The organism is Rhodococcus wratislaviensis (assembly GCF_041228765.1).
Lineage (GTDB): Bacteria > Actinomycetota > Actinomycetes > Mycobacteriales > Mycobacteriaceae > Rhodococcus_F > Rhodococcus_F wratislaviensis.
In genome coordinates this window covers 4,256,024-4,280,923 of sequence record NZ_CP150488.1, presented here as the reverse complement: position 1 = coordinate 4,280,923, position 24,900 = coordinate 4,256,024, and the positions used below count along the sequence as shown (strand labels likewise).

The 24,900-nt window shown below is 66.0% G+C and carries 23 protein-coding genes; 9 read left to right on the top strand and 14 right to left on the bottom strand.

Features of this window, described 5'->3' with window-relative positions:
• Positions 1-21 precede the first annotated feature (21 nt).
• The 3 genes from WKC72_RS19810 (at position 22) to WKC72_RS19800 (ending at position 4,417) form a co-directional block, all read left to right on the top strand.
• Positions 22-1,518: a gamma-aminobutyraldehyde dehydrogenase gene (locus WKC72_RS19810; RefSeq protein WP_370178548.1), complete on the top strand. Its 1,497-nt coding sequence runs from the start codon at positions 22-24 to the stop codon at positions 1,516-1,518.
• 75 nt (positions 1,519-1,593) lie between these two features.
• Positions 1,594-2,640, top strand: a complete 1,047-nt coding sequence (locus tag WKC72_RS19805; protein ID WP_370178546.1) for a proline racemase family protein — start codon at positions 1,594-1,596, stop codon at positions 2,638-2,640.
• Between the two features lie 241 nt (positions 2,641-2,881).
• Positions 2,882-4,417, top strand: coding sequence for an APC family permease (locus tag WKC72_RS19800; RefSeq protein WP_370178544.1), 1,536 nt, complete (start codon positions 2,882-2,884; stop codon positions 4,415-4,417).
• 499 nt (positions 4,418-4,916) lie between these two features.
• Here the strand turns inward: WKC72_RS19800 and WKC72_RS19795 are convergent, their stop codons facing one another.
• Positions 4,917-5,795 carry a dihydrodipicolinate synthase family protein gene (locus WKC72_RS19795; protein WP_370178542.1) on the bottom strand — a complete coding sequence of 293 codons (879 nt, stop codon included), beginning with the start codon at positions 5,793-5,795 and terminating at the stop codon, positions 4,917-4,919.
• 299 nt (positions 5,796-6,094) lie between these two features.
• Between WKC72_RS19795 and WKC72_RS19790 the strand changes: the two genes are divergently transcribed.
• A complete protein-coding gene (locus WKC72_RS19790) occupies positions 6,095-6,790 on the top strand; it encodes a response regulator transcription factor (protein ID WP_245973492.1) in 696 nt (231 codons plus the stop codon).
• 153 nt (positions 6,791-6,943) lie between these two features.
• Here WKC72_RS19790 and WKC72_RS19785 read toward each other — a convergent pair whose 3' ends face one another.
• The 11 genes from WKC72_RS19785 to WKC72_RS19735 form a co-directional block, all read right to left on the bottom strand.
• On the bottom strand, positions 6,944-7,090 hold the full coding sequence (locus tag WKC72_RS19785; protein WP_370178539.1) for a hypothetical protein: 147 nt from the start codon (positions 7,088-7,090) through the stop codon (positions 6,944-6,946).
• Between the two features lie 100 nt (positions 7,091-7,190).
• Positions 7,191-7,370: a hypothetical protein gene (locus tag WKC72_RS19780; protein WP_370178537.1), complete on the bottom strand. Its 180-nt coding sequence runs from the start codon at positions 7,368-7,370 to the stop codon at positions 7,191-7,193.
• 53 nt (positions 7,371-7,423) lie between these two features.
• Positions 7,424-7,819: a WhiB family transcriptional regulator gene (locus WKC72_RS19775; RefSeq protein WP_370178535.1), complete on the bottom strand. Its 396-nt coding sequence runs from the start codon at positions 7,817-7,819 to the stop codon at positions 7,424-7,426.
• A 34-nt stretch (positions 7,820-7,853) separates the two neighbouring features.
• Positions 7,854-8,450, bottom strand: coding sequence for a short chain dehydrogenase (locus WKC72_RS19770; RefSeq protein ID WP_370178533.1), 597 nt, complete (start codon positions 8,448-8,450; stop codon positions 7,854-7,856).
• A 529-nt stretch (positions 8,451-8,979) separates the two neighbouring features.
• Positions 8,980-9,384, bottom strand: coding sequence for a transposase (locus tag WKC72_RS19765; protein WP_370178531.1), 405 nt, complete (start codon positions 9,382-9,384; stop codon positions 8,980-8,982).
• Between the two features lie 496 nt (positions 9,385-9,880).
• Entirely contained in the window at positions 9,881-10,261 is a 381-nt protein-coding gene (locus tag WKC72_RS19760; protein WP_370178529.1) for a nuclear transport factor 2 family protein, read from the bottom strand.
• A gap of 99 nt (positions 10,262-10,360) precedes the next feature.
• Positions 10,361-10,972 (bottom strand): malonic semialdehyde reductase, encoded by a 612-nt coding sequence (locus tag WKC72_RS19755; protein ID WP_370178527.1) that lies wholly within the window; start codon positions 10,970-10,972, stop codon positions 10,361-10,363.
• Positions 10,973-11,193: 221 nt separating this feature from the next.
• Positions 11,194-12,357, bottom strand: a complete 1,164-nt coding sequence (locus tag WKC72_RS19750; RefSeq protein WP_128638319.1) for an acyl-CoA dehydrogenase family protein — start codon at positions 12,355-12,357, stop codon at positions 11,194-11,196.
• Between the two features lie 143 nt (positions 12,358-12,500).
• Positions 12,501-13,142, bottom strand: coding sequence for a 3,4-dihydroxy-2-butanone-4-phosphate synthase (locus WKC72_RS19745; protein WP_037227233.1), 642 nt, complete (start codon positions 13,140-13,142; stop codon positions 12,501-12,503).
• Positions 13,143-13,220: 78 nt separating this feature from the next.
• Positions 13,221-13,718 carry a flavin reductase family protein gene (locus tag WKC72_RS19740; RefSeq protein ID WP_370178523.1) on the bottom strand — a complete coding sequence of 166 codons (498 nt, stop codon included), beginning with the start codon at positions 13,716-13,718 and terminating at the stop codon, positions 13,221-13,223.
• Between the two features lie 209 nt (positions 13,719-13,927).
• Positions 13,928-15,214 carry a PucR family transcriptional regulator gene (locus WKC72_RS19735; RefSeq protein WP_370178521.1) on the bottom strand — a complete coding sequence of 429 codons (1,287 nt, stop codon included), beginning with the start codon at positions 15,212-15,214 and terminating at the stop codon, positions 13,928-13,930.
• Positions 15,215-15,523: 309 nt separating this feature from the next.
• Between WKC72_RS19735 and WKC72_RS19730 the strand changes: the two genes are divergently transcribed.
• The 4 genes from WKC72_RS19730 (at position 15,524) to WKC72_RS19715 (ending at position 20,896) form a co-directional block, all read left to right on the top strand.
• Complete coding sequence (locus WKC72_RS19730; RefSeq protein ID WP_037227239.1) at positions 15,524-16,096, top strand: VOC family protein; 573 nt, start codon at positions 15,524-15,526, stop codon at positions 16,094-16,096.
• A gap of 61 nt (positions 16,097-16,157) precedes the next feature.
• The gene (locus tag WKC72_RS19725; protein WP_037227241.1) at positions 16,158-17,048 is read left to right on the top strand and encodes a fumarylacetoacetate hydrolase family protein; all 891 of its coding nucleotides are present in this window, start codon (positions 16,158-16,160) and stop codon (positions 17,046-17,048) included.
• Positions 17,041-18,807: an FAD-dependent oxidoreductase gene (locus WKC72_RS19720; protein WP_370178518.1), complete on the top strand. Its 1,767-nt coding sequence runs from the start codon at positions 17,041-17,043 to the stop codon at positions 18,805-18,807. The genes WKC72_RS19725 and WKC72_RS19720 overlap by 8 nt, the downstream gene beginning before the upstream one ends.
• A gap of 88 nt (positions 18,808-18,895) precedes the next feature.
• Positions 18,896-20,896 carry an acetoacetate--CoA ligase gene (locus WKC72_RS19715; protein WP_370178516.1) on the top strand — a complete coding sequence of 667 codons (2,001 nt, stop codon included), beginning with the start codon at positions 18,896-18,898 and terminating at the stop codon, positions 20,894-20,896.
• Positions 20,897-20,966: 70 nt separating this feature from the next.
• Here WKC72_RS19715 and WKC72_RS19710 read toward each other — a convergent pair whose 3' ends face one another.
• Both WKC72_RS19710 and WKC72_RS19705 read right to left on the bottom strand, forming a co-directional pair.
• The gene (locus WKC72_RS19710) at positions 20,967-21,671 is read right to left on the bottom strand and encodes a GntR family transcriptional regulator (RefSeq protein ID WP_128638313.1); all 705 of its coding nucleotides are present in this window, start codon (positions 21,669-21,671) and stop codon (positions 20,967-20,969) included.
• Positions 21,672-21,757: 86 nt separating this feature from the next.
• The gene (locus WKC72_RS19705) at positions 21,758-22,234 is read right to left on the bottom strand and encodes an Lrp/AsnC family transcriptional regulator (RefSeq protein WP_037227252.1); all 477 of its coding nucleotides are present in this window, start codon (positions 22,232-22,234) and stop codon (positions 21,758-21,760) included.
• A 274-nt stretch (positions 22,235-22,508) separates the two neighbouring features.
• On the opposite strand from WKC72_RS19705, the gene WKC72_RS19700 reads away from it, so the two are divergent.
• Positions 22,509-24,860 (top strand): transketolase C-terminal domain-containing protein, encoded by a 2,352-nt coding sequence (locus tag WKC72_RS19700; protein ID WP_370184221.1) that lies wholly within the window; start codon positions 22,509-22,511, stop codon positions 24,858-24,860.
• Positions 24,861-24,900 lie beyond the last annotated feature (40 nt).

Genomic DNA, 24,900 nt, shown 5'->3' with positions numbered 1-24,900 from the left:
CCCCTGACCGAAGGAATCACTGTGGCGCAACATATTTGGGACCGCCCCGCGCAGTACATCGGTGGCCGTTACCGTGACGGCAAATCCGCCGACACGTTCGACGTGCTCGACCCGTCGACCGGTCGGGTCGTCGTCACCGGCCCCCTGGCGTCGACAGAGGACGTCGACGACGCCGTCACCGCGGCCACCGGCGCCCTACCGGAATGGGCCGGCGCCACCCCTGCCCACCGCTGCGAGGTGATGACCCGGTGGGCCGGGGAACTGGAGACGATCGCCGATCAACTCGCGACCGTCGAGTCGGCGCAGGCAGGTAAACCGATCAAGCTGACCACCGAGTTCGATGTGCCGGGCAGCATCGACAACGTCGCCTTCTTCGCCGGCGCGGCGCGCAACCTCGAGGGCAAGGCCTCGGGCGAGTACTCGGGCGATCACACCTCGAGCATCCGCCGCGAACCGATCGGTGTCGTCGGATCGATCGCCCCGTGGAACTACCCGCTGCAGATGGCCGCATGGAAGATCCTGCCCGCGGTCGCCGCCGGCAACACCATCGTGCTCAAACCCGCGGAGATCACCCCGCTGACCTCGTTGCTGTTCGTCGAGGCCGCCACCCGCGCCGGGATCCCGGACGGGGTGATCAACGTGATCACAGGTAAGGGCACCACCGCGGGCAACGCACTGGTGACCCACCCGGGTGTCAGCATGGTCTCGTTCACCGGTTCCACCCCGGTCGGACACCGCATCGCCGCCGCCGCGGCCGGCAAGAGGCTGCACCTGGAACTGGGCGGCAAGGCCCCATTCGTCGTCTTCGACGACGCCGACCTCGACGCCGCCATTCAGGGCGCGGTCGCCGCGTCGCTGATCAACACCGGCCAGGACTGCACCGCCGCGACCCGCGCCTACGTGCAGCGCCCACTGTTCGACCGGTTCGTCGACGGTGCCGCCGCGGTGATGGACACCGTCCGGCTCGGCCCCACCACCGACCCGTCCACCGATCAGGGGCCGCTGGTCTCGCGCCGTCAGCAGGAACACGTCGCCGGATTCGTCGATCGCGCCCGCGCCGGCGGGGCCACGATCGTGCGGGGCGGGACCATCCCGGGCGGCGACCTCGCCGACGGCTTCTACTACGAGCCCACCCTGGTCGTCGGCGCCGGACAGGACAGCGAGATCGTGCAACAGGAGATCTTCGGGCCCGTCCTGGTCGTGCTCCCCTTCGACCACGACGACGAGGGCATCGCGCTGGCCAACGACACCCCGTTCGGTCTCGCGGCCTCGGCGTGGACCCGGGACCTGTACCGGGCGCAGCGCGCCACCCGCGACATCGCCGCCGGGTGCGTGTGGGTCAACGACCACATCCCGATCATCAGCGAGATGCCCCACGGCGGATACAAGCAGTCCGGCTACGGCAAGGACATGTCGACCTACTCGCTCGACGAATACACCAACATCAAGCATGTGATGTCGGACATCACCGGCGTCGCCCACAAGGACTGGCACCGAACGATTTTCGGTGACCGCTAAATCCGCCCGGGCAGCGGGTGCCCCCGAAAGACAACCTCAGCGCGCGTCGGTAGCGCCGAAAGAAGAGAGCGAACAATGCGATTCAGCCGCGTACTCAATGTGGTCAACTGCCACGCGGAAGGCGAGGTCGGCAACGTCATCGTCGGGGGCATCGGCGACGTTCCCGGCCAGACGATGTTCGACAAGCGCGTCTACCTCGAGGAGAACCTCGATCAGATCCGTCAGCTGATCCTGTTCGAGCCGCGCGGTGCCGCGGTGCAGAACGCCAACATCATCCTGCCGTCCAACCACCCCGACGCCCCGCTGGGTTACGTCATCCTCGAGTCGACGGAGTACCCGGCGATGTCGGGATCGAACACCATGTGCGTCGCCACCGTGCTGCTCGAGACCGGGATGCTGCCGATGACCGAGCCGGTCACCGAAGTGGTCCTCGAGTCCCCGGCCGGCCTGATCAAGGTGCAGTGCGAATGCAAGGACGGCAAGGTCGAAAACGTTCGCCTCACCAACCAGCCGGCCTTCGTCTACCACACCCAGGTGCCGCTGAAGGTCCCGAATCTGGGCACGCTCACCGTCGACATCGCCTACGGCGGAATGACCTACGTCGTCGTCGACGCCGCCGAAGCCGGTTTCGACCTCGTGTCCTCCGAGGCCCGCGCCCTCTGCGAACTCGGCCAGCGCATCAAGCAGGCCGGCGCCGCACAATACGAGGTCAAGCACCCCGAGAACCCGGAGATCCCCGGCATCACCCAGACGGTCTTCACCGGGCCGCTGTCCCGGCAGACCGACGAGAACGGCGAGTATCTGACGTCGAAGAACGCCGTGGTCGTCTCCCCCGGCCGGATCGACCGGTCCCCCTGCGGAACCGGCACCTCGGCACGGGTGGCGGTCCTACACGCCCGCGGCGAACTCGCCGTCGGCGAACGATTCGTCCACGAATCACTGATCGGCACCAAATTCGACTCCCGCGTGGAGTCCGTGACCACCATCGGCGGGTACGACGCGGTCATCCCCAGCGTCGCCGGACGGGCCTGGATCACCGGAACCACTCAGCTCGGGCTCGACCCCAGCGATCCCTTCCCGAACGGATACACCCTGGGCGACACCTGGCTCACTGCGCTCTGACAACCACGCACGGAAGGCCGAACGAGACTGCACGCCCCCATATTTCGGGGGCGTGCAGTCTCGTGCTATCGCAGTCCCAGTACTGCCACGCAACATTCACCCGATGGCATTGCCAAAAATGGCCAGGTGAATTAACCTTAATGGCACAGTGACATGCATCACTGAGAGGTCGAGTTGAAGTCGATCCGCACACTGCGTCGATCTTCGATTCACTCGGTCAGTCCCCATCCCCGGAGGAAACATGCTAGAGACGCGCGATACGGGTAACAGCCGCGAAGTCGCCCCCCATGGAGATGACGAGCATCTCCGCGCCCTCGGTTACGAACCGAAATTCGAGCGCAAGATGAACCTGTGGGCGAACTTCGCCCTCGGCTTCATCTACCTGTCCCCGATGGTCGGCGTGGTCTCGATCTTCGCGCTGGGAATCTCCACTGCCGGACCGCCGGCGGTCTTCTGGATCTTCATCGTCGGCTTCGGCCAGCTGCTGGTCGCCCTGGTCTTCGGTGAGATCGTCTCCCAGTTCCCGCTCGCGGGCGGCCTGTATCAATGGGCGCGCCGGCTCTGGAACGGCCAGTACGCCTGGCTGATGTCGTGGGTCTACATCTGTGCCATCACCATCGGCATCACCACCACTGCCATGTTCAGCTCGGACTTCATCGCAAGTTTGCTGTTCGGCACCGCCGACGAGCCGTCGGTCTCGGCCACCGGGCTGCAGAAACTCGTCATCACCCTGTCGGTGCTGACCGTCTGCCTGCTGTTCAACCTCACCGGCACCAAGACCCTCGCCCGGATCTCCGTCGTCGGCCTGACCGCAGAACTCATCGGCGTCGTCGCGATCGGCCTGTACCTGCTGATCTTCCAGCGCAAGCAGCCCTTCTCGGTCTTCTTCGACACCATGGGTGCCGGCGGCGGGCAGAGTTACATCTACGCCTTCGTCGGAGCATCGCTGGTGGGCCTGTACATGTTCTACGGCTTCGAGGCCTGCGGCGAGGTCGCCGAGGAGACCCCCAATCCGGCCCGCGCCATTCCTCGGGCGATGGCGTTGACGGTCCTCGTCGGCGGCGGTGCCGCCCTGCTCGCCTTCTCCGGATTCGTCCTCGCCTGCCCGGATCTGGCCGCCGTCGTGGCCGGGGAGGACGCCAACCCCATCCCGACGATCCTGCAGGGCAGCCTCGGCACGGTCGGTTCCAAGGCGTTCCTCGTCATCGCACTGACCTCCTTCCTGGCCGGTGTCATGGGCCAGCAGACGGCCGTCAGCCGGCTGGTGTACTCGTTCGCCCGCGACGACATGTTCCCCGGCAGCCACTTCTTCGCCCGCACCTCCTCGAGCCACATCCCGGTCAACGCACTGCTGGGTATCAACGTCGCGCCGGTGCTGCTCACGGTCTTCGTCTACTTCTTCCCCGACTCCCTGTTCCGGATCGCCGCGTTCCAGGTCATCGCCGCCTACTTTGCCTTCCAGATGGTGGTCCTGGCCGCGCTGCGGATGCGGTTCAAGGGCTGGAAGCCGGGCGGACCGTGGACCCTGGGCAAACTGGGCGTCGCCGTCAATATCGCCGCCCTGGTCTACGGCATCATCGCCATGATCATCCTGGCCCGCCCCAGCGGCGACGAGAGCCTTCCGTTCGTCGACCGCTGGATCGCGCTGATCGGGTTCTCCATCATCACCGTCGCCGGGTTCCTCTACCTGGTGATCGCGAAGCCGGGCGCCGACTCCACCGCACCCGAAGGTGACGCCATCGAGGTCGCCGAACGGCTCCGCGCCGGTCGCGCATGAGACCCGACAGCGACGGCCACTAGGCCGAAATCCGCACGGCGGGGGACGAAGTCACGACTTCGTCCCCTGCCGTTCGTCGTGCATCGGAGCGGACCGACCTGGTGACCGCGCGAGAACAGACCGGCGCTGCATCTGATGCACCCTGGGGAAGCCACATCGCGAGGCCTGCACGTCGAGCCTCCACGACGCGGATTCGCCCCGACGCGCACGGTGCATGACCGGTCCCGAGGCGATCGTGGTTGGACGCACCTCGCCATCGACGGCCCCGCCCAGCACCCGATGATCGAGAAACGCACTCGGTTCCAAACGGCATGACAAGTGCAAGACCAGCTCGCCGACAGCGAGATCCAGGCGCGGCCCAGAACACGCCCTTCATCTGCCGGTCCCGATAGGGCCGATTCGGATTCCCGAGTCGAAAAGGGGCGCCGATATCGATGATCGCCGGCCCCGTGTCGGAGCCGGCGATCATCGATATCGGCGGGGGCGTGAATGTCCCTGTTTACAGTGCCGCAAGGGCCTTTTCGAGCTCGCGGAGACGAGGACCGGCCAGGGCGGCACCGGGCGCCCGCTGCGGCCCGGCGGGATGACCGACCAGTTCCATCCCGGCTTTGACGGCCGCGGTGTATCCACCGCTGACGAGGGTGCTCATCACCGGGAACAGCTTGGCCCACAGCTTGCGGGCCAGCTCCAGGTCGCTGGCTGCGATGGCGTCGTATACATCGATCAGCTGACGCGGCACCACGTTCGCCGCACCGATGACCGAACCGGCGGCGCCCTCGAGCAGGGCGGCGTAGAAGAGCGTGTCCCAGCCCACGAACACCGACACCCTGTCCCCGAACTCGTGGATGAGCTGCGCCGCGGCGGTGAAGTCACCGCTGGTGTCCTTGACGTACTTGACGTTGGGAACCTCGTCGATCAGTTCACCGAGGATCTGCGGAGTCAGGTTCACACCGGTCGCGGCCGGCAGGTTGTAGGCCATCACGGGGATCGACACCGACGCGGCGACGTCCTTGTAGTAGCTCTTGACCTCTTCGATGCTGAACGGCTCGTAGTACGGCGCCACCAGCATCAGTGCGGTCGCACCCGCGTTCTCCGCGTGCCGGGACAGCGCGATCGCCTCGGCGGTGCTGGTTGCACCGGTGTGCGGCACCACCGGCACCCGTCCTGCGGTCTGCTCGAGCACCACTTCCAGGGCGCATTCGCGTTCGCCGCGGCTCAGGGCGAAGAACTCACCCGTCGAGCCCAGCGGAACGAGCCCGTGAATCCCGGATTCGATGGTGCGGTCGACCAACCGGCGCAGACCGGCCTCGTCGAGCTGCTGATCCTGGGTGAACGGAGTGGCGACCGCGGAGTAGACGCCCTTGAGATCTTCTGACATGGATACCTCCTGGAGAGCAAGTGACCCATAAATGGTAAATGAAACTTGCCAAAAACGGCAAGCATGAGATGTAATCGGGGTCACGACAGAACCGGGAAGCGTCTCCGACGGGCGGAGACGCCCCCGCAGGGCGCCACCGGCGCCCCCGAGCATCCGGAGTTCGCAGATGAATGTGACCGCACACGAACCCTTCCCGCCCTCCTGGGCCGTGCTGTGCCAAGATTTTCTTCGCGAGATGTGTTGCAGCATGCCGATGCAGATGTCGTCTCCGTTGATGCTTCCCGAAGAGGATCGGATCCGTGACTTGCCTCGAGACAGATGAGCGCACACAACCCTCGGTACTGCTGGTGGGCCTCGGGTCACCGAACCTGCTGAGCAAGCTCGGCGCCCACGGTCTTCGAGTGTCCTGCACCGACCTCCGCGACCTGACGCCGGGCAGGCTCGACGCACTGAGCCCCGATTTGATCGCCTATTTTCAACGCGAGGGGGTCGAGATCGTGTCCACGGTTCAACGGCAGCGACTCGACGGAGTCGGTGCCGGAATTTGTGTCATCAGCAGTACTGCGTCCAGCGCCGACCGCATCGCCATCCTCGATGCCGGCGCTGACGACCACGTGGTGATGCCCTGCACCGTTCCTGAACTCGCAGCGCGGTTCCGCGCTGTCCTCCGTCGGGTGCGCTGGGCACCGATCGATGACCTCGTCTTCCCTGAGTTGACCATCAGCATTACCGGGAGAACGGTGCACGCCAACGGCCGATGGGTCGACGTGAGCAGGCAGGAGTTCAGCGTCCTGGTCGTCCTTGCCAAGAATGTCGGATGCGTCGTTCGCCGCGAAGATCTCCTCCGCACGGTCTGGGCACTGCCGGTGTCGATGGCGGCACGGTCGAACGTGCTGAACGTGTGCATCAGCTCGCTGCGCGGCAAGCTCGAGGCGACGGGAGCCGGACGAATGATCCACACCGTCCGCGGCATCGGCTATGTCTTTCGGGTTTGAGAGGACGGGCCCGACACGAGGTCCAGGCAGTCGGGAGTTCAGGTGCCGGCACGGCGCACGGCCATCAGAGCGACCCACTCTCGCGCATGCCGATCGTGTGCACCGTGAAGGCAGCGCGAATCTGCTCCAGGTCAGGGGTCTCGAAAGCCTCGATCAAGGCGGCGTGCCCGCGTGCGCGCGTGCGGGTTCGGCGCGCGTGTACTGATCGTGCAGCAGCGCAATGGTGATATGCGCTTCCGTCACCGGCCACAGTCGCATCGACAGGTAGTTCTCCGACATCGCCTGCATATCGAGCGCCATCCGCGTTTCCGCGATATCGAGCAGTGCCGCATGTCGAGCGAGGCCACCCGTAACCCCCGATAGGGCTCCTGGACGAGCAGGCCGTCCTGGGCCAGCTGACTCAGCGCCTCCCGGACGTCGGACGACGCAAGTTCAATTCGAAGGAGAGCCGTGCCTCGGTGAGCCTCTCCCCAGGCTGCAGCGAACCGCGCACAATGGTGCGTTTGATCTGCGCGATCACACCGCCGCGACGTGTGGTCGTGGCCACCGGCAGGAGAGCAGCCTCAGGGCGTTCCGGCATACATCCTCCTCGATACCGATGCTCGCGATACAACCATGCCCCGGCCTGGCTGATCAGAGCGATACCGACCGAGAAGTCCGCGCCACCACGAAACGCGCGCGGCGCTCATGGTTTCGCCGGTCCTGAGCGGTCATACCACCCCAGATACCGTGCCGCTCCTTGGTCACCAACGCATAGTCCGCGCATTGACGCGCCACCGGGCAGACGTCACACACTTCCTTCGCGGACCGTTCACGGCTCACCCGAACATGTTGCGCTTCACCGTCTTGCGGGAAGAACAACTCGGTATTCGAACCCCGGCACGCCGAGAACTGCTGCCACTCGGCGTTATCCCGGTCTGAAGCGCCGGACACCGGGACCGGCGGGTGCCCGTGGACCGATTGCCCACCAGTTCGAACCGCCCACCCCGCCCCGCAATGAACCGCACCCACACGCGAACCGTCCGACATCCGGTGATACCAAGAAGTGCGCCGAGCCCGCAGCTCAATCGAGTTCATAGATGCGCCCCGTATGAACACCTTCCACCGACTTCACGAACGCCCGGGCAACCTCGGCAGCCGGCACCGGCGCGAATCCGGGAAAGAACTCGCCGTACACGTCGAGGGCCTCAGTGACCACCGTAGGGCTGACCGCGTTGATGCGGATGCCCCGCGGCAGTTCCGTCGCTGCTGCCCGCACAAAGGACTCGAGCCCTCCGTTCACGGTCGATGCCACGGCGCCGGAACGGATGGGCTCGCGGGCGAGAATGCCCGATACCAGCGTGAACGATCCGCCGTCGGCGACGAACGGGAGACCGCGCAGCACCAGGTCGACCTGCCCGAGCAACTTGTTCGCGATACCGGCCCGGAAGTGGTCTGTCGTCAGGTCTGCGAACTGCGGAAACGGCGTCGATCCCAACACACTGACCACCGCATTGACGGTGCCAACCTGTCCGTACAGGCGATCAATCGATGATCCGTCACCGACATCCACCCGATACTCACTCGTACGAGAGGCCACTACCACCTCGTGCCTGCCCCTCAGCGCTTCCACGACGGCCGCGCCGACCTTGCCGGTACCGCCCGCTGCGAGAATCCGCATTCCATCTCCTAACCGCAGGTTGTTTACCATTAATGGTACATCGAACTTACCTTTAGTGCTGATCTCTTCCTCACTCGCTACGGCATGAATCGATGGGTCTCGGTCGACCTGGCTGTCTTCGCGGATCCGCCGCCGGTCCTGTTCTTACGGATCGACCGAACAGCGGCTCATCGAAGCCACCCGGTCCATCGGTCCCTGACGTTCATTTACAGCAGCCACTCCACAGACCGGCAGCGACCTACGGACTCCTCGCCAGCGGAGGTCTGCAGGTCCGCCAGTGGGGACACTGATGGTCAGGCGCTCACTCCACTCGCCCGCCGGCACTGCGCCCACCAGAACGATCCGAAGCAACCATCCGTTCGCCTGGAGTGCGCGACCGTACCCGCGGCAAGGCGGAATCAGGTGTGATTGGAGGCCCCTCTTACGCGTGATTACCCGCCCGTCAGTTTGGGAGCTACCAAGGCCTGCATCATTGCTCGCCATAGGTGAACACCCCTCCTCGGTGTTCACCCAATAGCGCCTCTGTGTGTCAAGCAGCCGTAGGTGGTGCGTGTTGTTGGTCCCTGCGCATCCGGAGATAGAGGACGTTCGCAAGGCGGCGTTTGAGTGCTCGCCGGGCTTCGGCTCGAGTCTTGCCCTCGTCGAGTTTGCGCTGGTAATAGACGCGGCCGGGCCCCGGGTCGCGGGCTTGGCAGACGGCGATGGTGTGCAGCACGGAATTGAGTTGACGATTGCCACCGGTGTTGAGCCGGTGGCGTGTGTTCTCGCCGCTCGACGCGGCGAGAGGAGCGGTGCCGGTGTAGCCGGCGAAGTGGTCGGCAGAGGGGAATCGGGTGATGTCCCGGATGTGGCCGAGGAGTTTGGCGGCACGGACGGTGTTGATTCCGTGAACTTTCCGCAGAGTCGTCGTCGTGGCGGCGACTGCATCGCGCATCTGAGCTTCGTTGGCTTTGATGTTCGAATCGATGTCCGGAGGTCGGCAAGCACGTCCTTGGCCAAGTCCCGGCGGCACCATTTCACACAACGCAGTGGCGGTGCCGGCATTGACCACGAACCGACGGGACCCAACGGTGGCGCCGCTGCGGTTGACGGCAACTGCGGTGAATGACGACTTGTGCGGGTCGATTCCGATGATGACCACCTGGCAGTACTCCTTCTGTAGGCGAAGTCGAACGTGCCTGCGGTGGGCATCCTGACTTGAAGATCTCGTTCACGCCTCTGTCGAGCCACACCGCAGGGCGGGTGTCGACCGGCATGGCACGCTATTTGTGAGCCAACCTCTAAAGATGGTGGCATAGAGCCTGCAAGCCTGCGCCGATCGACACCCTGGACGCTACGAGACTGCAGATCCCAATCGAATCCACAGGTGATTCAACAAGTCAGAGCCTGTCGTGTTCACCCATTGGGCCCGCGGTCCGACTTGGGCGCTGCTATTGCGAGGTGCCCGAGGCAACGGGGCTGGGGTCCATGAAGATCAGGTACTCGGTCACCTTGTTGTGCTCGACGCGGGTGCGCGTGACGGCGGGAAGGGTGAAGGATTCACCGTTCTGCAAGGTGTAGGTGACCTCGACCCGGAGCGCGGTGACGTTTCCCTCTGACCATTCTTCGATGATCTCGTGGCGCATCGACACCACCGAGTTCAGGTACTGCGCTACCCAGGTTTGGATGGCGCTCTTTCCGATGACGGGGGCGTTGTTGCCCATCCGGAAGACGCAGTCGTCGGAGAAGTAGTCGAAGAACGCGGCGATGTCGGTGTCGGCGGCTTCGAGAAGTTTACGGGTGGTCTCGACCTCGGTCGTGACTGCGGTCATCGCGAACTCTCTTTCTCTGGTGATGTGACGGGATGCCCCCGCACTGTGGGGATCGATCTGGACTCGATATGGGAACGATCGGAGAGCGGTCTACAGCCCTCAGGCCCAGCGCACGGTCTCTGAGGGGTCGAGTCTGGGGAGACGCTCGAAAAACGGGTTCTCGCCGGGATGTCCGATGTTGACGACCAGGATGGACCTCCAGGAGGTTCCGGACAAGAATTCCGCGTCTATTCCTGCCGGGTCGAAGCCTGCCATCGGCCCGGCCGCCAGGCCGGCGGCACGGATGGCGAGGATGAAGTACCCCGCCTGCAGGGCACCGTTGAAGTTGCCGGTGCGCTCGCGCAGCGCGTCGTTGTCCGCGAAGACATCACGGAGCTGTGGCCGGATGGGCAGCAGGCGGGGAAGGTGCTCGTGAAATTCGCTGTCGACCGCAACAATTGCGGTGACGGGCGCTGACGCCGTCTTCTCACGGTTACCCTCGTCGAGGTGTGCGAGCAGTCGGCGGCGGGCGTCCTCGGTGCGCACGAATTGCGCGCGCATCGGCTGGGAGTTCGCTGCCGTGGGCGCCCAGCGGGTCATTTCCCAGATCTGGGCGAGTTCGTCATCGTTGACCGGGGTCGGGGCGAAGTTGTTGACCGTTCGTGCGCCGCCGAACAGCAGGGCTCTGGCTGCGTCGTCGAGGCATTCGATCGTCGCGTTACTGCTCACCAATGCTTCTCTCCTGATCCTGAGCTGACGATGTCGATTCACCGACGTGCCGCTACGGACTGCTCGGTGGTCGCATCATTTGTGGCCATAGGGTCCCGAGTTCCGACGGTGGTGCCGCGGGAACGGGACCTGGGTACCTGCGCGGTTACTCGGTTGCCGTCCGAGCCTCGGCCGCGGGCGATCCGCGGCCGAGGCTCGGGAGGTGAGGACGTAGCCGCAGCCGGTCAGAGGAGCGGATCGGATACCGGAAGGTCGAGGGTGAACCGGCCGATGGTTTCCGAGGCCGTGTCGATGTCGAGGAAGGCGTGCACCGACAGCACGGACAGGTCACGGAAGAACCGCTGGATCGGTGCCGAGCTCCGATACCCGTCGCCGCCAATTCCGCGCACCATGTCGTTGAGGGCGTTGCGGGCCAGGTCCGCCAGATATGCTGCCTTCAGCTTCATTTCGGCACGATCGCGGGGGTCGGACTGCTCGGGTCGCTGGGCGGTGAGGCGTTCGAAGAAGGCGTCGAGGAGTGTTTCGGCGGCGTCCGCCGCGGCGAGCGCCCGGCCGAGCCGCATCTGGGCGGCCTGCTTGCCGGAGGCCTTCTCCTGGCTGATGGTTCCCTGCCGGTCCCGGGTGCGCTGGACGAACGCGTCCGCCGCACCGCGCAGGGCACCGACGACGACCGGGGTGACCTCGGCCATCGCGAACGGCAGGAACGGCAGGTGGTACATGGGGTTGGGATGGATCAGCTGCCCGGGAGCGGTACCGGCGAGGGCGAGGGCGAACGGCCCGGTGCGGTAGTCCGGGACAAAGACGTCGTCGACGCTGATGTCGTTGCTGCCGGTCCCGGACATGCCGGCGATGTACCAGGTGTCGAGGATCTTGACGTCCTCACGAGGCACCAGGAACCACAACGGGGTGGGGGCGCTGCCCTCCTCGAACACGACACCGGCGAAGGTGAACCATTCCGCGTGCACCGAACCGGAGTTCCAGGCCGTCTGCCCGGTGATGCGGTAGCCGCCGTCGACCTTCTGCACCTGACCGAGCGGGGCCGCGGTACCAGCGGTGAGGGTGTAGGGCTTGTCGGCGAACACTTCTCGTTGCGCCTGTTCGGTGAATATGTTCACCCGCCAGGCCGCTCCGATGTAGAAGGAGGTGACCCAGCCGGTCGACGGGCAGGCGGCGCTGATGGTGCGGACGATCTCGGCGGCGACGTCGAGTCCGAGTTCGAGTCCGCCGTACTCCTTCGGGGTCAGCGTGGCCAGGATTCCCGAGTCGATGAGGTCGGTGATCGTCTCGTCGAGGGGAGCACGGTTCTCCTCGGTCTTCTGGGCGCGTTCGGCGAAGGCCGGTACCAGGGAGTGCACCCGGTCCATGAGTTCGGTGCGGGTGATGTCCATTGTTTCCTCCGGTGTGTGAAAGTAACTGTTCGTGGCTGTGGGGGTGTAGATCGGCCCAGCTCCGGGCGTGCGGAAACCGCGCCTGGGGTGTGCGGATTCTGGTTGGTTCGGGTGTGCGTGTCGCGTGCGGCACCGCGGGGGTATCAGCGAACGTTGCCCTTCAGGTTCGGGCCGGCGACGAGTGTCAGTCCGTACCGGCCGGCGAGGATTTCGGCGTCGTGTCGATCGCCGACGCTGGTCGGGTCGGCGATGCCGTCGAGGTCGGCGAACACCGCGCCCGAGTACGGGGGTTCAGCCGTGTCGGTGAGTGTGAGGGCAAGGGACGCGGTGGTCGCGCGGATCCGGAACTCCGTGGGTGTCACGCGCACCGGGACCAGGTGCCCGGGCCGGGTGAGATCGTCTGGCTCCGTGGCCGGGTCGGCAAGGATGCGGGCCGTGCGCGCCCGGTCGGCGCCGGAGATTCCGGTGGTAATACCGGCAGCGGCGTCGACGGTGACACATTGGCCGTGGCCGAGTGTGGAGATGGCCCGAACCCTGGGGGTCGCTTCCGGCAGGACGAGACGGTCACAGACACGTTCATGCAGTGCCACCTGCACAAATCCGGTGGTGTGGCGGATCAGGAAGGCCATCTGCTCGGTGGTCACGGCGCCGGCGCACCCCACGAGCACCACGCGGCGGTGATGGCTCAGGATGATCAGCTCGCCGTCGGCGAGTGCGCCACTACCGGCTGCGAGTGTCGACCATGACCGATGGTGCGAGGCGCGGGGCGCTAACAAGGTCGTCATGGTTTGCCTTCCTTTGCAGAATAATTCGGTGCTGCTGTCGAGTTGCTCTAGCCGCGGCGTAATCGAGGCCTGGCAGTGCTATGCGGGTTCGAGCGCCGAGTGCGTGCCGAATACGCGGCGGTGATAGGTGAGCGGCTCGCTGTAATTATTCTCTGCCGCAACGACGTTGCCGAGCACGACCACATGGTCGCCGCCCTCGACAAACTGCTCGACGTGACAGGCGATCCAGCCGGCGGCGCCGGCGATTCGGGGAAGTTCGTGGTCGACGTCCCACCGCACGCCATGGAACTTGCCTATTCCGCCCTTCTTCGCGAACTTCAGCGCGGTGCCTTGCTGGTCGCTACCCAACACGTTCAACCCGAACTTCTTCGATGCCGTTATCAGTTCGAGCGTCTCCGATCCGCGGTCCAGGGAGACCAGGACCATCGGCGGTGTCATCGACAAAGAGGTGAAGGCGCTGACCGTGGTGCCGAAGGGCAGGCCGCCGTCCATGGAGGTCACGACGGCGACAGGAGTGGCCACGTGTGCCATCACGTCCTTGAACGTTTCCTGGACAGGACTCAAGGGGGTATCCATGGTAAATCTTCCTTCTGTCGACTGCGGCTCTCAGCGCAACAAACCGTGGAGAACGGACGGGACGGGTGCCGCTGGCCTTCGGGCTTTCACACCCGATGTGTTCTACACCACAAGTAGACCGCATCAGTTACCCAGTTCGCACTACTGCAGAGCCCAGCGTTGTCGCCAACTTTTGGTTTCTGAACCAGCCGAGGGTTCGGCCTATCAAGCTACGATCGCTGCCACTGAGCGATGGGGGCGTCTTTAAGCCACTCATGAATGCGGAGCGCGGCACGCAGGTCCGTGGTCGACCCCTCCGAAGGTGTGCACAGGCTCAAGGCCTTCTGCACTCGATAGGTCACCGTGTTCTTGGAAATATGCTCTGCCGCCGCGACTTTGGACAGGCTGTGGTCCAAGTCGAGATACAGGCTCAGGGTCGACCGCAAGTCGGCCATCCGCGGGTCGTCGCCGGCGAGCGGGCCGAGCAGACGGGAGGCGAACTGCACTGCGGCTTCCGGGTCGGCGAGCAGGAGCACTTCCAGGCCGATGTGCTCGTGACCGGTGGTGGTGGGTGGATGACCTACCCGCAGGCGAACCAGCCGCTCGACGGCCCGCGCTTCGAGGTGGCTTCTGCGGAATCCTTTCATCCCGGAACCGAGTTGGCCGGCGACGACGAAGGTGTCAACGAAGTCGGGTAGGGAGGAGGTCAGGGCGCGGGTCGGGTCCGGGGTGATCGCCCCCCACGCCCAGATCGCCTGGAGACCGACGGGGATCACCAGTGATGCTGTCGGTGTTCCCCAATGCCGTAGCACCGGGTCGACGACGGTCCGGAGGTCATGGTTCGAATGCGGGCCGCTCCAGGCGATGAGGGCCACGTGATGGCCGCCGAGGGGATAGCCGAGGACCTGTTCGGCGTGGGCGGGTTCGATGGGGTCCGCGGCGATGATCTTGGTGACGAGGTCGAGCCGGGCCGCCGAGACCCCCGCCGCCCATGCGCTCTGCTCCTCGAGGAAGGCGGCGGCGGCCACCCCGGTGAAGTCGTCGAGCACCTCGAAAAGCAGCACGGAGATGCGGCGCAGCTCGCCGCTGCTCTCACTCGGCGGCAGCAGCCGGGTCGCCGCGTCGAGAAGTGCGGCCGCCAGCACGGCATACCCGACGCGGATGGTCCGGAGCAGATCGTCGAGCTCCATGCCTCGGCGGGCGAAATCGCGGGCGATGTCCTCCACCTCGGCACTGGCCAGAGTAGATTCCGATTCGCCGATACCCGCGACCAGCCTCAGTGCCCGGAACACGGTCGCCGTGGTGGCTCGCCGAATCGCGTCCAGGGGTGGCGCTCCGTCGTCCACTGCGGGAACTTTCCGCGAGATCGTGGCGGCAATGTCCTGGCCCACTTCAACCGCCCAGGTCACCGCGCCGTCGCCGAGGGCGGCGCGAACGCGTTCGGAGTCCGGGCTGAGCCACTCGAGCTCCGGTTGCCGGGCCCGTGCTCCCGATAGTTCACCAGTCCAGTGCGGCACCCGACATCCTTTCCGACCACGTCAACGCTACAGCCCACACATCACCCAAATTGGGCTGTAAACCAATTTCCCTCGAAGTTCCTGTTCCCCAGCCACTAGCCATCCGCGATGGAATCTCGTGAAATGGGGAGACAACAACGTGACGGGGACCACAGCAATGGTCTCTGCAGGGTGCTCGCAGCAACGCGAGCTGTTATCAAATATAGCTCCGGGTAGGAATCCACCCTAGCTGTGGAACGACATTTCGAACCCGGGTCTCACACATCCCTCTCGGTCACCCGACCGTGATCGGTATCGAAGGAGTCACCGATGACCGCTACCCCTAAGTTCGCGCACGTCGTGCTGCAGACGAGCCGGTTCGAGGAGATGCGCGATTGGTATTGCACTGTGCTGGATGCGCACGTGGTCTACGAAGGGCACGGATTGTGCTTCATCACCTTCGACGAGGAACACCACCGGGTCGCGCTGCTCGGTGCCCCGGTGCAGCTCGAACCGCGCAATCCGGGTGCGGCGGGCATGCACCACACCGCCTACACCTTCGACACCCTCGACGATCTGCTCGATCGGTACGACTCGCTCAAGGAGAAGGGGATTGAGCCGAAGGTGCCGATCCAGCACGGGGTGACGACGTCGCTGTACTACCAGGATCCGGACGGCAACTTCGTCGAGCTGCAGATCGACAACTTCACCACCCCGGACGAGGCGACGGCTTACATGAACGGCCCGGAGTACGCCAACAACCCGGTCGGGGTGTCGTTCGTCCCGGAACTGATGCGGCAAGCACTGGTCCAGGGCATCCCGGTTTCGGAGATCACCACCCACTCCTGGGCCCTGCAGACGAGCCCGGACCTGCCCGACCCGATGGCAGCGTTGACCAGCTGACCGCACCCGAGCTCACGCTCGGCCCGACAGATCAGCACTTCCTCTCTCCGAAGGACATCTCATGCGTGTGGCAAACCAAGCCGGTCGGCTCCAGGTAGTGGCGGACGGCGTCGCCGTCGACGTCGAGACAGCCAGCGGGGGCCGCTTTTCCGCCGAACCCCAGCAGATTTTCGACCGGTGGGACGAGTTCACCTCATGGGCGGCCACGGTGGACTTCACCGACGGGGCACCGGTGGTGGAGTCGGAGCTGGGCGCCCCGGTTCCCCGGCCGGGTCAGATCTTCGCCGTCGGCGTGAACTATGCCGACCACGTCGAGGAATCCGGGCTGACCCTGCCCGACGCGCCGTTCGTGTTCACCAAGTTCCCGGCCTCGATCACCGGGCCCTACGCCACCATCGAACACCCCGGCGGGTCGGTGGATTTCGAGGTCGAACTCGTGGCGGTCATCGGTAAGGAAGCCCGACACGTTCCCGTTTCCGAGGGCTGGGAGTATGTGGCCGGGCTGACCCTCGGTCAGGATTTGTCCGAGCGGGAGCTTCAGTTGTCCGGTCCCCCACCGCAGCAGTTCGCGCTCGGCAAGTCGTTCGCCGGTTTCGCCCCGATCGGGCCGGTGCTGGTTACCCCGGATGAATTCGAGAACCCGGACGACATCGAGGTCAGCACGGTCCTGTCGGGCGAGGTGATGCAGAACTCGCGCACCCGGCACCTGATTTTCCCGATCCCGGTCCTCGTGTCCTATCTGTCGTCGATCGTGCCGCTGCGCCCCGGCGACCTCATTTTTACCGGCACCCCGTCGGGTATCGGCTTCACCCGCGATCCGAAACGGCTCATCGGTATCGACGACGAACTCGTCAGCCGCGCCGACACCATCGGCGAGATGCGGCACCGTTTCGCCGCCACCAACCGCCCACACCCACTCACCACTGTTTCCAGGAGCACCAGCCATGTCTGAGATCACCGTTCCCGTCCTCATCGTCGGCGGAGGCGGGTGTGGATTGACCACCTCGATCCTGCTGTCCGAGCACGGCATCGACCACCACCTCATCGAGCGGCACACCAGCACCTCCCACCTGCCCAAGGCCCACTACCTCAACCAGCGCACCATGGAGGTGCTGCGCCAGGTCGGGGTCGCGGACTCGATCTACGCGGTGGGCACCCCGCCGAAGAACATGGGCAAGACCCGGTGGGTCACCTCCCTCGGCGGCGACGGCGAACTGGACGGGCGCACCCTGTACACCCTCGAATCGTTCGGCGGTGGACGCCTCGAAAGCGCATACGCGGTCGACAGCCCGTGCCCGTCCACTAACTACCCGCAGATCCGGCTCGAGCCCCTCCTGCGTGAGCACGCCGAGAAGCGGGCACCGGACTCGATCCACTTCGGCCGCGAACTCGTCTCGTTCGAGCAGGACGAGAACGGAATCCACGCCGTCGTCCTGAACCGCGACACCCAGGAGACCTACACCGTCCACGCCCAGTACATGGTCGCCGCCGACGGCGGCAAGACCGTCGGACCCGAACTCGGTGTGAAAATGGAGGGCCCCACCGGGATCCTCGACATGGTCAGCACCCACTTCACCGCCGACCTGTCGCAGTGGTGGGAGGACGACGTCCTGATCACCTGGCTGCTCAACCCCGAGGGCGCCGGATCCTGGAACAGCGGCGCCATGGCCGCCATGGGCCCCACGTGGGGCAAGCACTCGGAAGAATTCGTCCTGCACTTCACCTTCCGCCCCGACGACCCGGCCCGATTCGACGAAGAAGCCATCGTTCCGCGGCTGCGCGAGCTGCTCAAACTCCCCGACCTCGAATTGAAGATCCACAAGGTCAGCCACTGGATCCTCGAAGGGGTGCTCGCCGACAAGTACCAGGTCGGCCGGATCTTCCTCGCCGGCGACGCAGCCCACCGACACCCGCCCACCACCGGTCTGGGCCTGAACACCGCCATCCAGGACGCCCACAACCTGGCCTGGAAGCTGGCCGCGGTGATCAAGGGTGACGCCGCCCCCGCCCTGCTCGACACCTACGAGCCCGAACGCCGCCTCGTCGGCATGCGCAACGTCGACTGGGCCATGTTCACCTTCCTCAACCACATGGTCGTCGACGCCGGCCTCGGCCTGATCCCCGGCCAGCCCCTCGAAGCCCAGGTCCAGGTGTTCCGGGACTACTTCTCCGACACCCCGATGGGCGAAACCCGCCGCGCCCGCGCCGCCGAGGTGATCAGTACCCAGCGCACCGAATTCCAGGCCCACGACCTCGAAATCGGCTTCGCCTACCGCGACGGGGCCCTCGTCCCGGACGGCACCGAGGCACCGCCGCGCGACCCGATGGGGCACAACTACCACCCCACCACGCGCCCCGGGCACCGCCTGCCCCACGCCTGGCTCGAGCACGACGGCCGGCAGATCTCCACCCACGACCTCACCGGCAACAACGCGCACTTCGTGCTCATCACCGCAGCAGACGGAGCCGCCTGGTCCGACGCCGCCCTGCTGGCCAACGACAAGTTCGGTATTCAGATCAAGGTCGCCCAGATCGGCGCCGGCACCGACTACACCGACCCCACCGGCCGCTGGAGTGAACTCCGCCAGATCGACGACACCGGGGCGATCCTGGTCCGCCCGGACAACCACGTCGCCTGGCGCGCCGCCGGCGCCGCCGCCGACCCCGCAGACGAGCTCACCCGGGCTCTCGGCACCGTGCTCTCCCGCTGACACCACCGCACGAAACCCTCCCGCCACGGGCAGACCACGACACCACCTCTGCCCGTGGCGGGGGGGAGCCGGAAAGGACGCACCAACAATGACCGCGCCAGGACGTGAAGTGTTGTGGACCCCACCACCCGAGCGGGTCTTCGCCTCGAACATGAGCCGGTACCAACGCTGGCTCGCGACCGAGAAGAACGTCTCCACCACCGACTTCGACTCTCTGTGGTGCTGGTCGATCAGCGACCTCAAGAGGTTCTGGCTCTCGATCTGGGAGTACTTCGACGTCATCGCCTCGGCGCCACCGCACACGGTGCTCGCCGACCCCCAGATGCCCGGCGCCCGGTGGTTCCCCGGCACCCGGCTGAATTGGGCCGAAAACCTGCTCCGCCATACCGACCAGGCCGGGCCCGCGATCATTTCGGTCGACGAAACCGGCACCACCGGGGAACTCTCGCGGGCCGAGCTGGTTGCGCAGGTCGCCAACCTTGCCGCGTACTTCCGGAACATCGGCGTGCGGCCCGGAGACCGGATCGCGGCGATGCTGCCGAACATCGCGCCCACCGTCGTCGCGGTGCTGGCCGCCGCCAGCGTCGGTGCGGTGTGGTCTTGTTGCGCACCAGATTTCGGTGTCAAAGGCATGGTCGACCGGTTCGCGCAGATCGAGCCGACCGTGCTGATCGGGGTGGACGGCTACCAGTTCAACGGTAAACGCGTCGACCGCCGGGACGTCTTCTCCGCCCTGTTGGACCAGCTGCCGACGGTGCGGCACGCCATCATGGTCGACAATATCGGCCTGCCCTACGAGGGGCAGCACCGGCCGAGTATCGCCGACTACGCCGATGTGGTCGTCGGGGACGCCCAACCACAGTACGAGCGGGTGCCGTTCGATCACCCGTTGTGGATCCTCTACAGTTCCGGCACCACCGGCCTTCCCAAGGGGATCGTGCACTCACACGGCGGAATCCTGCTCGAAGCCCTCAAGGCCAACGCCCTGCACTACGACCTCGGCCCGGAAGATCGGGTGTTCATCGCCGCCAGCACGGCATGGGTCGTGTGGAACATGCTCGTCAACTGCATGGCCCCCGGTGCCACCGTGATCACCTACGACGGCAGCCCCACTTTCGGGCGGCCCGACCACCAATTCGAGATCTGCGCCCGGTACGGGGCCACCCGGTTCGGCACCGGTGCCGCCTATCTGACGTTGTGCGAGAAGGCCGGCACCCAGCCCGGCACCGATTTCGATCTGTCGGGGTTGCGGTCGATCATGTCGACCGGTTCGCCGCTGCCGGACAGCACCTGGCGGTGGATCTACGACACGGTCAGCCCGGATGTGCACCTGGGGTCGGACAGCGGCGGCACCGATGTCGCCACCGGATTCATCGGCGCCAACCCGCTGAGCCCGGTGCGGACCGGCGAACTTCAGGGCCCGTACCTGGGAGTCGACGTTCAGGCGTGGGACGAGGACGGCCGGTCGGTGATCGGTGAGGTGGGGGAAATGGTGATCACCGCACCGATGCCGTCGATGCCGATCTACTTCTGGAACGACCCGGACGGAAACCGGTACCGGGACGCCTATTTCGAGACCTACCCCGGGGTGTGGCGGCACGGAGACTGGATCACCATGGAAGCCGACCGTGGCTGCGTGGTCCACGGGCGGTCGGACTCCACGATCAACCGCGGCGGGGTTCGGATGGGATCGGCGGATATCTATCAGGCCGTCGAAGCCCTGCCGGAGATCGCCGAGGCCCTGGTGATCGGCGCCGAACTGCCCAACGGGGGCTATCACATGCCGCTGTTCGTGGTGCTGCGCTCCGGGTACGACCTCGACGACGCGCTCGTGGAGAAGATTCGCAGCACTATCCGCTGGGAGGCCTCTCCCCGGCACGTGCCGGACGAGATCATCGATGTCCCGGCTATTCCCATCACCCGCACCGGTAAGCGGCTCGAGATTCCCGTCAAGAAGCTGATCCAGGGAGTGTCTGCGGAGACCGCGATCAACCGCGCCACCGTCGCCGACACCGCCGCCCTCGACTGGTACATCGACTATGCGCAGCGGTTCCAAGACCACCGCGCCGGCACCTCCACGCTCACCTGAGGGCAGGCCGCCGGGGCCGGTGCCTCGGCGGCCGCAGAGCCGACGTGAACATGCGCCGAGGCGGCGGTGTTCAGGGCGCGATCGGGTCGAGCGCCCGAAGCGCGATCTGTTCGTTGTCGTCGAGGTGCTGCCGGGTCGCCGCGGCGACCTTCCTCATATTGCGGGTACGCACGACGGTGAGGATGTCCGCATGCACGTGTCCCCGCCGCTCGTGTTCGTCCGGTTCGGCCTCGCGACCCGAGAACGCCAGGCGGATATACCGTTCGGCGGCGTGCCACAGGCCGTCGAGCACGCGCAGGTCCCAGGCGGTGGCGGCGGGCCGGAGCAGTTCGTAGTGGAAGGCGTGGTGCGCCTGGTAAATGTCGTCGAGGTCGAGGCTCTCGTCGCCGAACATGGCCACGTAGTTCTCGAGGCGACGCAGGTCCGCGTCGTCGAGCAGTTTGCAGGCGCGGCCGGCGATTTCCGGTTCGAGTTGGCGGCGTAGCCGATAGATTCCGTGCAGGTCCTCGTGCGAAAGCGGGGCGACCATAGCGCTTTTCCCGGGGCGGGTCACCACCAGACCCTGCGCTTCGAGCTCTTTGAGTGCTTCCCGGACCGGGATGAAGCTCACCCCGAGCTGGCCGGAGATCTCCCGCAGCGAGAAGGTTTGGCCCGGACGGAGTTCGCCGGAGAGGATCGAGCGCCGGATTTCCTTGGCGACCTGTTCGGGAACGGAGGTCGGAGTCAGGGCCCGCACCAGCGGTTGCGGGTTTCTCGTGCTCGTTGTCACGACCATCTCCGTCTCGTTGTCATCGCTGTCACCACGTGCAAGGCATGTTATAACACCGGGTCGATGCAGGTCTGGGCGCGGATCGACCGGTGTCAGTCGGTGAGCTTTTCGACCAGCGGCGTGATCCGGTAGTCCACCATCTCCCGCATGACCAGCGCGGTGGTGGTGCGTTTGACCCCCTTGATCCCGAGGATGTCCCCGGCCACTCGATACAGGTCGTCGGCGTCCCGGACAGCGACGTGGATGAGCAGATCCGCGACACCGCTGAGGCCGAGGACCTCGAGCACCTCGGGAATGCCGTCGAGAGCGGCCCCGACACGGGCCAGCTTGCGCTGGGTGACGTTGGTCAAGATGTATGCCTGCAGCGGATAACCGAGGATCGCCGGGTCGATGCGGCGCTCGAAGGAGCGCAGCGCGTGCGAGTCGTCGAGCTTGCCCATCCGGGCCTGAACGGTGTTGCGCGAGAGTCCTATCCGGTCTGCCAGGGCAATGGTCGTGGCCCGCGGCGACTCCGCGAGCGCGAGCAGTAGCCGGGCGTCGATCTGATCCGCTCTGTGCGTGCTTGGCATTGTGCCAATCCCACCTTCCCTCGAGTGCCCTATCGGCGTGCATTCTGCTCAATCTCAACACCGACTATTGCGCAGGCGGCAAAATCCTGATCCACTGTTATAACAGGTGGGCGGCGGTCAGACCAGATCCGGGCACCGCCGCATTCCGATACCGCATCCGACCGCACCCACCCTGTTACCGGTCGAGCGGATTGCTCCCCGGCTACCCCGTCGGAGCCGTTCTTGTAGTTGCGCTCGTCCGCAGCGATCCGCACATGTGAGGAAAGAGAATCCGATGCCCAACACCCTGCCCGCCAGCCCCGGAACCGCGACCCCCGTCGCAGAATCCGGACATTCGGTGGATCTGGAAACACTCGAAACGATCCAGCAGCGAGTGTTGTGGCTGTCCACCTCGATGATCCATCACGCCAACCGGATCAGGCCGAACCCCACGGGCCTGAAGGTCGGCGGGCATCAGGCGTCCTGTGCATCGATGGTCTCGATCATGACCTCGCTGTGGTTCGAACAGCTCCAGCCCGGTGACCGGGTCTCGGTCAAACCGCACGCCTCCCCCGTGCTGCACGGCATCAACTACCTGCTCGGTGAACTCGATGAGAAATACCTGACCACCCTGCGCGAGTTCGGGGGGCTACAGTCCTACCCCAGCCGCTCCAAGGACCCCGACACCGTCGACTACTCCACCGGATCCGTCGGCATCGGCGCCACCGCCCCGATCTGGGGCGCCATGGCCCGCCGCTACGTCGAAACCACCACCGGCGGAGCCGGCACCGGCCGCCAGTACTCGCTGGTCGGCGACGCCGAACTCGACGAGGGCGCGGTGTGGGAGGCCATCCTCGACCCGGGCATCGCCGACCTCGGCGAGGTCGTGTGGATCGTCGATTTGAACCGGCAGTCCCTGGACCGGGTGATTCCGAACATTGCCGCGAACCGGTTGGAGAAGATGTTCGACGCCGCCGGGTGGCAGGTTATCACCGTCAAATTCGGCAAACTGCTCGAAGAACTGTTCACCCGCCCCGGCGGGCAGGCGCTACGCACCCGCATCCTGGACATGCCCAACCCGGAGTACCAGCGGCTGCTGCGCTGCAGCGCCGACGAGGTCCGCACCCGCCTGCCCGGGAACGGCCCCGGCAGCGCGGAAATCACGGCCCTGATCGCCGGCCTCGACGACGACACCCTGACCGCCGCGATCCGCAACCTCGGCGGCCACGACCTGTCCGCCCTGACCGCCGCGTACCGGCAGATCGACGACACCCGGCCCACGGTGATCATCGCCTACACCATCAAGGGCTACGGGCTGCCCACCCAGGGACACCCGCAGAACCACTCCTCGCTGCTGTCGGTGGACGAATACGCCTCACTCGCCGCCGATCTGGGCATGGACCCGGCGTCCCCGTGGGGCCGGTTCGATGCCGACTCCGCGGCCGGGCGGCGATGCGCGGACAATGCGGAGCGGCTGCGCCGCGACCCGATCCCGGCGCTGCCCGCGCTGACGATCCCCACCGACATCGGCCGCACCCCCAAGGGCACCGCCACCACCCAGGCCGCCCTGGGCCGGGTGCTGCTGGACCTGACCCGCGAGGCCCCCGAGGCCGCGAAGCGGGTGGTCACCGTCAGCCCGGACGTGAGTTCGACGACCAACCTCGGTGGGTGGGTCAACAAGGCCGGGGTGTGGTCGGCGGCCGAGCGCCGCAACTGGTTCGACGACGACCGCGAGACCATCATGCACTGGAATGAGCGGCCCACCGGGCAGCACATGGAACTGGGCATCGCCGAAACCAACCTGGTCGGACTGATGGGTGAGCTCGGCGCCACCTGGAGCCGGTGGGGACAGCCGCTGTTCCCGATCGGGGTGATGTACGACCCGTTCGTCGAACGTGCGTTGGAACCCTGGTCGTACGGCATCTACGCCGGTGGGCAGTCTATCCTGGTCGGCACCCCCTCCGGTGTCACCCTCGCCGCCGAAGGCGGTGCGCACCAGTCGATCAAGACCCCCTCGATCGGGCTCGAGCAGCCCGGCTGCATCAGCTACGAACCCGCCTTCGCGATCGACACCGAGTGGACACTACTGGCCAGCATCGGCCGGCTCGGCCGCCCGGACGGCACCTCCGCCTACCTGCGGCTGTCCACCCGCCCCGTCGACCAGACCCTGGCCGCGGTGCCCACCGACCCGGCGGCCCGCGAACGCCGCCGCCGTCAGGTGGTGGCCGGCGGGTATCCGCTGGTGCGCCGGGACGACGCACAGGTCACCATCGTCGCCATGGGCGCGATGATGACCGAAGCCCTCGCCGCCGCCGATCGCCTCGAACAATCCGGTGTGGCCGCCGATGTCGTCTGCGTGACCAGCCCGGGGCTGCTGTTCGAAGCGATCCAGGCGCGCCGAGGCCACGGGTCCGGCGACAGCTGGATCCTCGATCAGCTCTTTCCCGCCGACCGCGCCACCCCGCTCGTGACCGTCCTCGACGGCCACCCGCACACGCTGGCGTTCCTCGCCGGCATCAACCAGGTGCGCAGCACCTGCCTCGGGGTCAGCAAATTCGGGCAGGTCGGCTCCCTCGACGAGGTGTACCGCTACCACGGCATCGACACCGACAGCATCGTGCGGGCCGCGCTCGACATTCTCCCCTGATCACCGAGACCCGCACGCACACAGGCCAGGAGCAGACAGC

Bases quoted from the DNA above. Each gene is read 5' to 3' on its own strand.
- WKC72_RS19805 (WP_370178546.1), top strand. From the start codon at position 1,594: ATGCGATTCAGCCGCGTACTCAATGTGGTCAACTGCCACGCGGAAGGC.
- WKC72_RS19800 (WP_370178544.1), top strand. From the start codon at position 2,882: ATGCTAGAGACGCGCGATACGGGTAACAGCCGCGAAGTCGCCCCCCAT.
- WKC72_RS19795 (WP_370178542.1), bottom strand. From the start codon at position 5,795: ATGTCAGAAGATCTCAAGGGCGTCTACTCCGCGGTCGCCACTCCGTTC.
- WKC72_RS19785 (WP_370178539.1), bottom strand. From the start codon at position 7,090: ATGGCGCTCGATATGCAGGCGATGTCGGAGAACTACCTGTCGATGCGA.
- WKC72_RS19780 (WP_370178537.1), bottom strand. From the start codon at position 7,370: ATGCCGGAACGCCCTGAGGCTGCTCTCCTGCCGGTGGCCACGACCACA.
- WKC72_RS19775 (WP_370178535.1), bottom strand. From the start codon at position 7,819: ATGTCGGACGGTTCGCGTGTGGGTGCGGTTCATTGCGGGGCGGGGTGG.
- WKC72_RS19770 (WP_370178533.1), bottom strand. From the start codon at position 8,450: ATGCGGATTCTCGCAGCGGGCGGTACCGGCAAGGTCGGCGCGGCCGTC.
- WKC72_RS19765 (WP_370178531.1), bottom strand. From the start codon at position 9,384: ATGCGCGATGCAGTCGCCGCCACGACGACGACTCTGCGGAAAGTTCAC.
- WKC72_RS19760 (WP_370178529.1), bottom strand. From the start codon at position 10,261: ATGACCGCAGTCACGACCGAGGTCGAGACCACCCGTAAACTTCTCGAA.
- WKC72_RS19750 (WP_128638319.1), bottom strand. From the start codon at position 12,357: ATGGACATCACCCGCACCGAACTCATGGACCGGGTGCACTCCCTGGTA.
- WKC72_RS19745 (WP_037227233.1), bottom strand. From the start codon at position 13,142: ATGACGACCTTGTTAGCGCCCCGCGCCTCGCACCATCGGTCATGGTCG.
- WKC72_RS19740 (WP_370178523.1), bottom strand. From the start codon at position 13,718: ATGGATACCCCCTTGAGTCCTGTCCAGGAAACGTTCAAGGACGTGATG.
- WKC72_RS19730 (WP_037227239.1), top strand. From the start codon at position 15,524: ATGACCGCTACCCCTAAGTTCGCGCACGTCGTGCTGCAGACGAGCCGG.
- WKC72_RS19725 (WP_037227241.1), top strand. From the start codon at position 16,158: ATGCGTGTGGCAAACCAAGCCGGTCGGCTCCAGGTAGTGGCGGACGGC.
- WKC72_RS19720 (WP_370178518.1), top strand. From the start codon at position 17,041: ATGTCTGAGATCACCGTTCCCGTCCTCATCGTCGGCGGAGGCGGGTGT.
- WKC72_RS19715 (WP_370178516.1), top strand. From the start codon at position 18,896: ATGACCGCGCCAGGACGTGAAGTGTTGTGGACCCCACCACCCGAGCGG.
- WKC72_RS19710 (WP_128638313.1), bottom strand. From the start codon at position 21,671: ATGGTCGTGACAACGAGCACGAGAAACCCGCAACCGCTGGTGCGGGCC.
- WKC72_RS19705 (WP_037227252.1), bottom strand. From the start codon at position 22,234: ATGCCAAGCACGCACAGAGCGGATCAGATCGACGCCCGGCTACTGCTC.
- WKC72_RS19700 (WP_370184221.1), top strand. From the start codon at position 22,509: ATGCCCAACACCCTGCCCGCCAGCCCCGGAACCGCGACCCCCGTCGCA.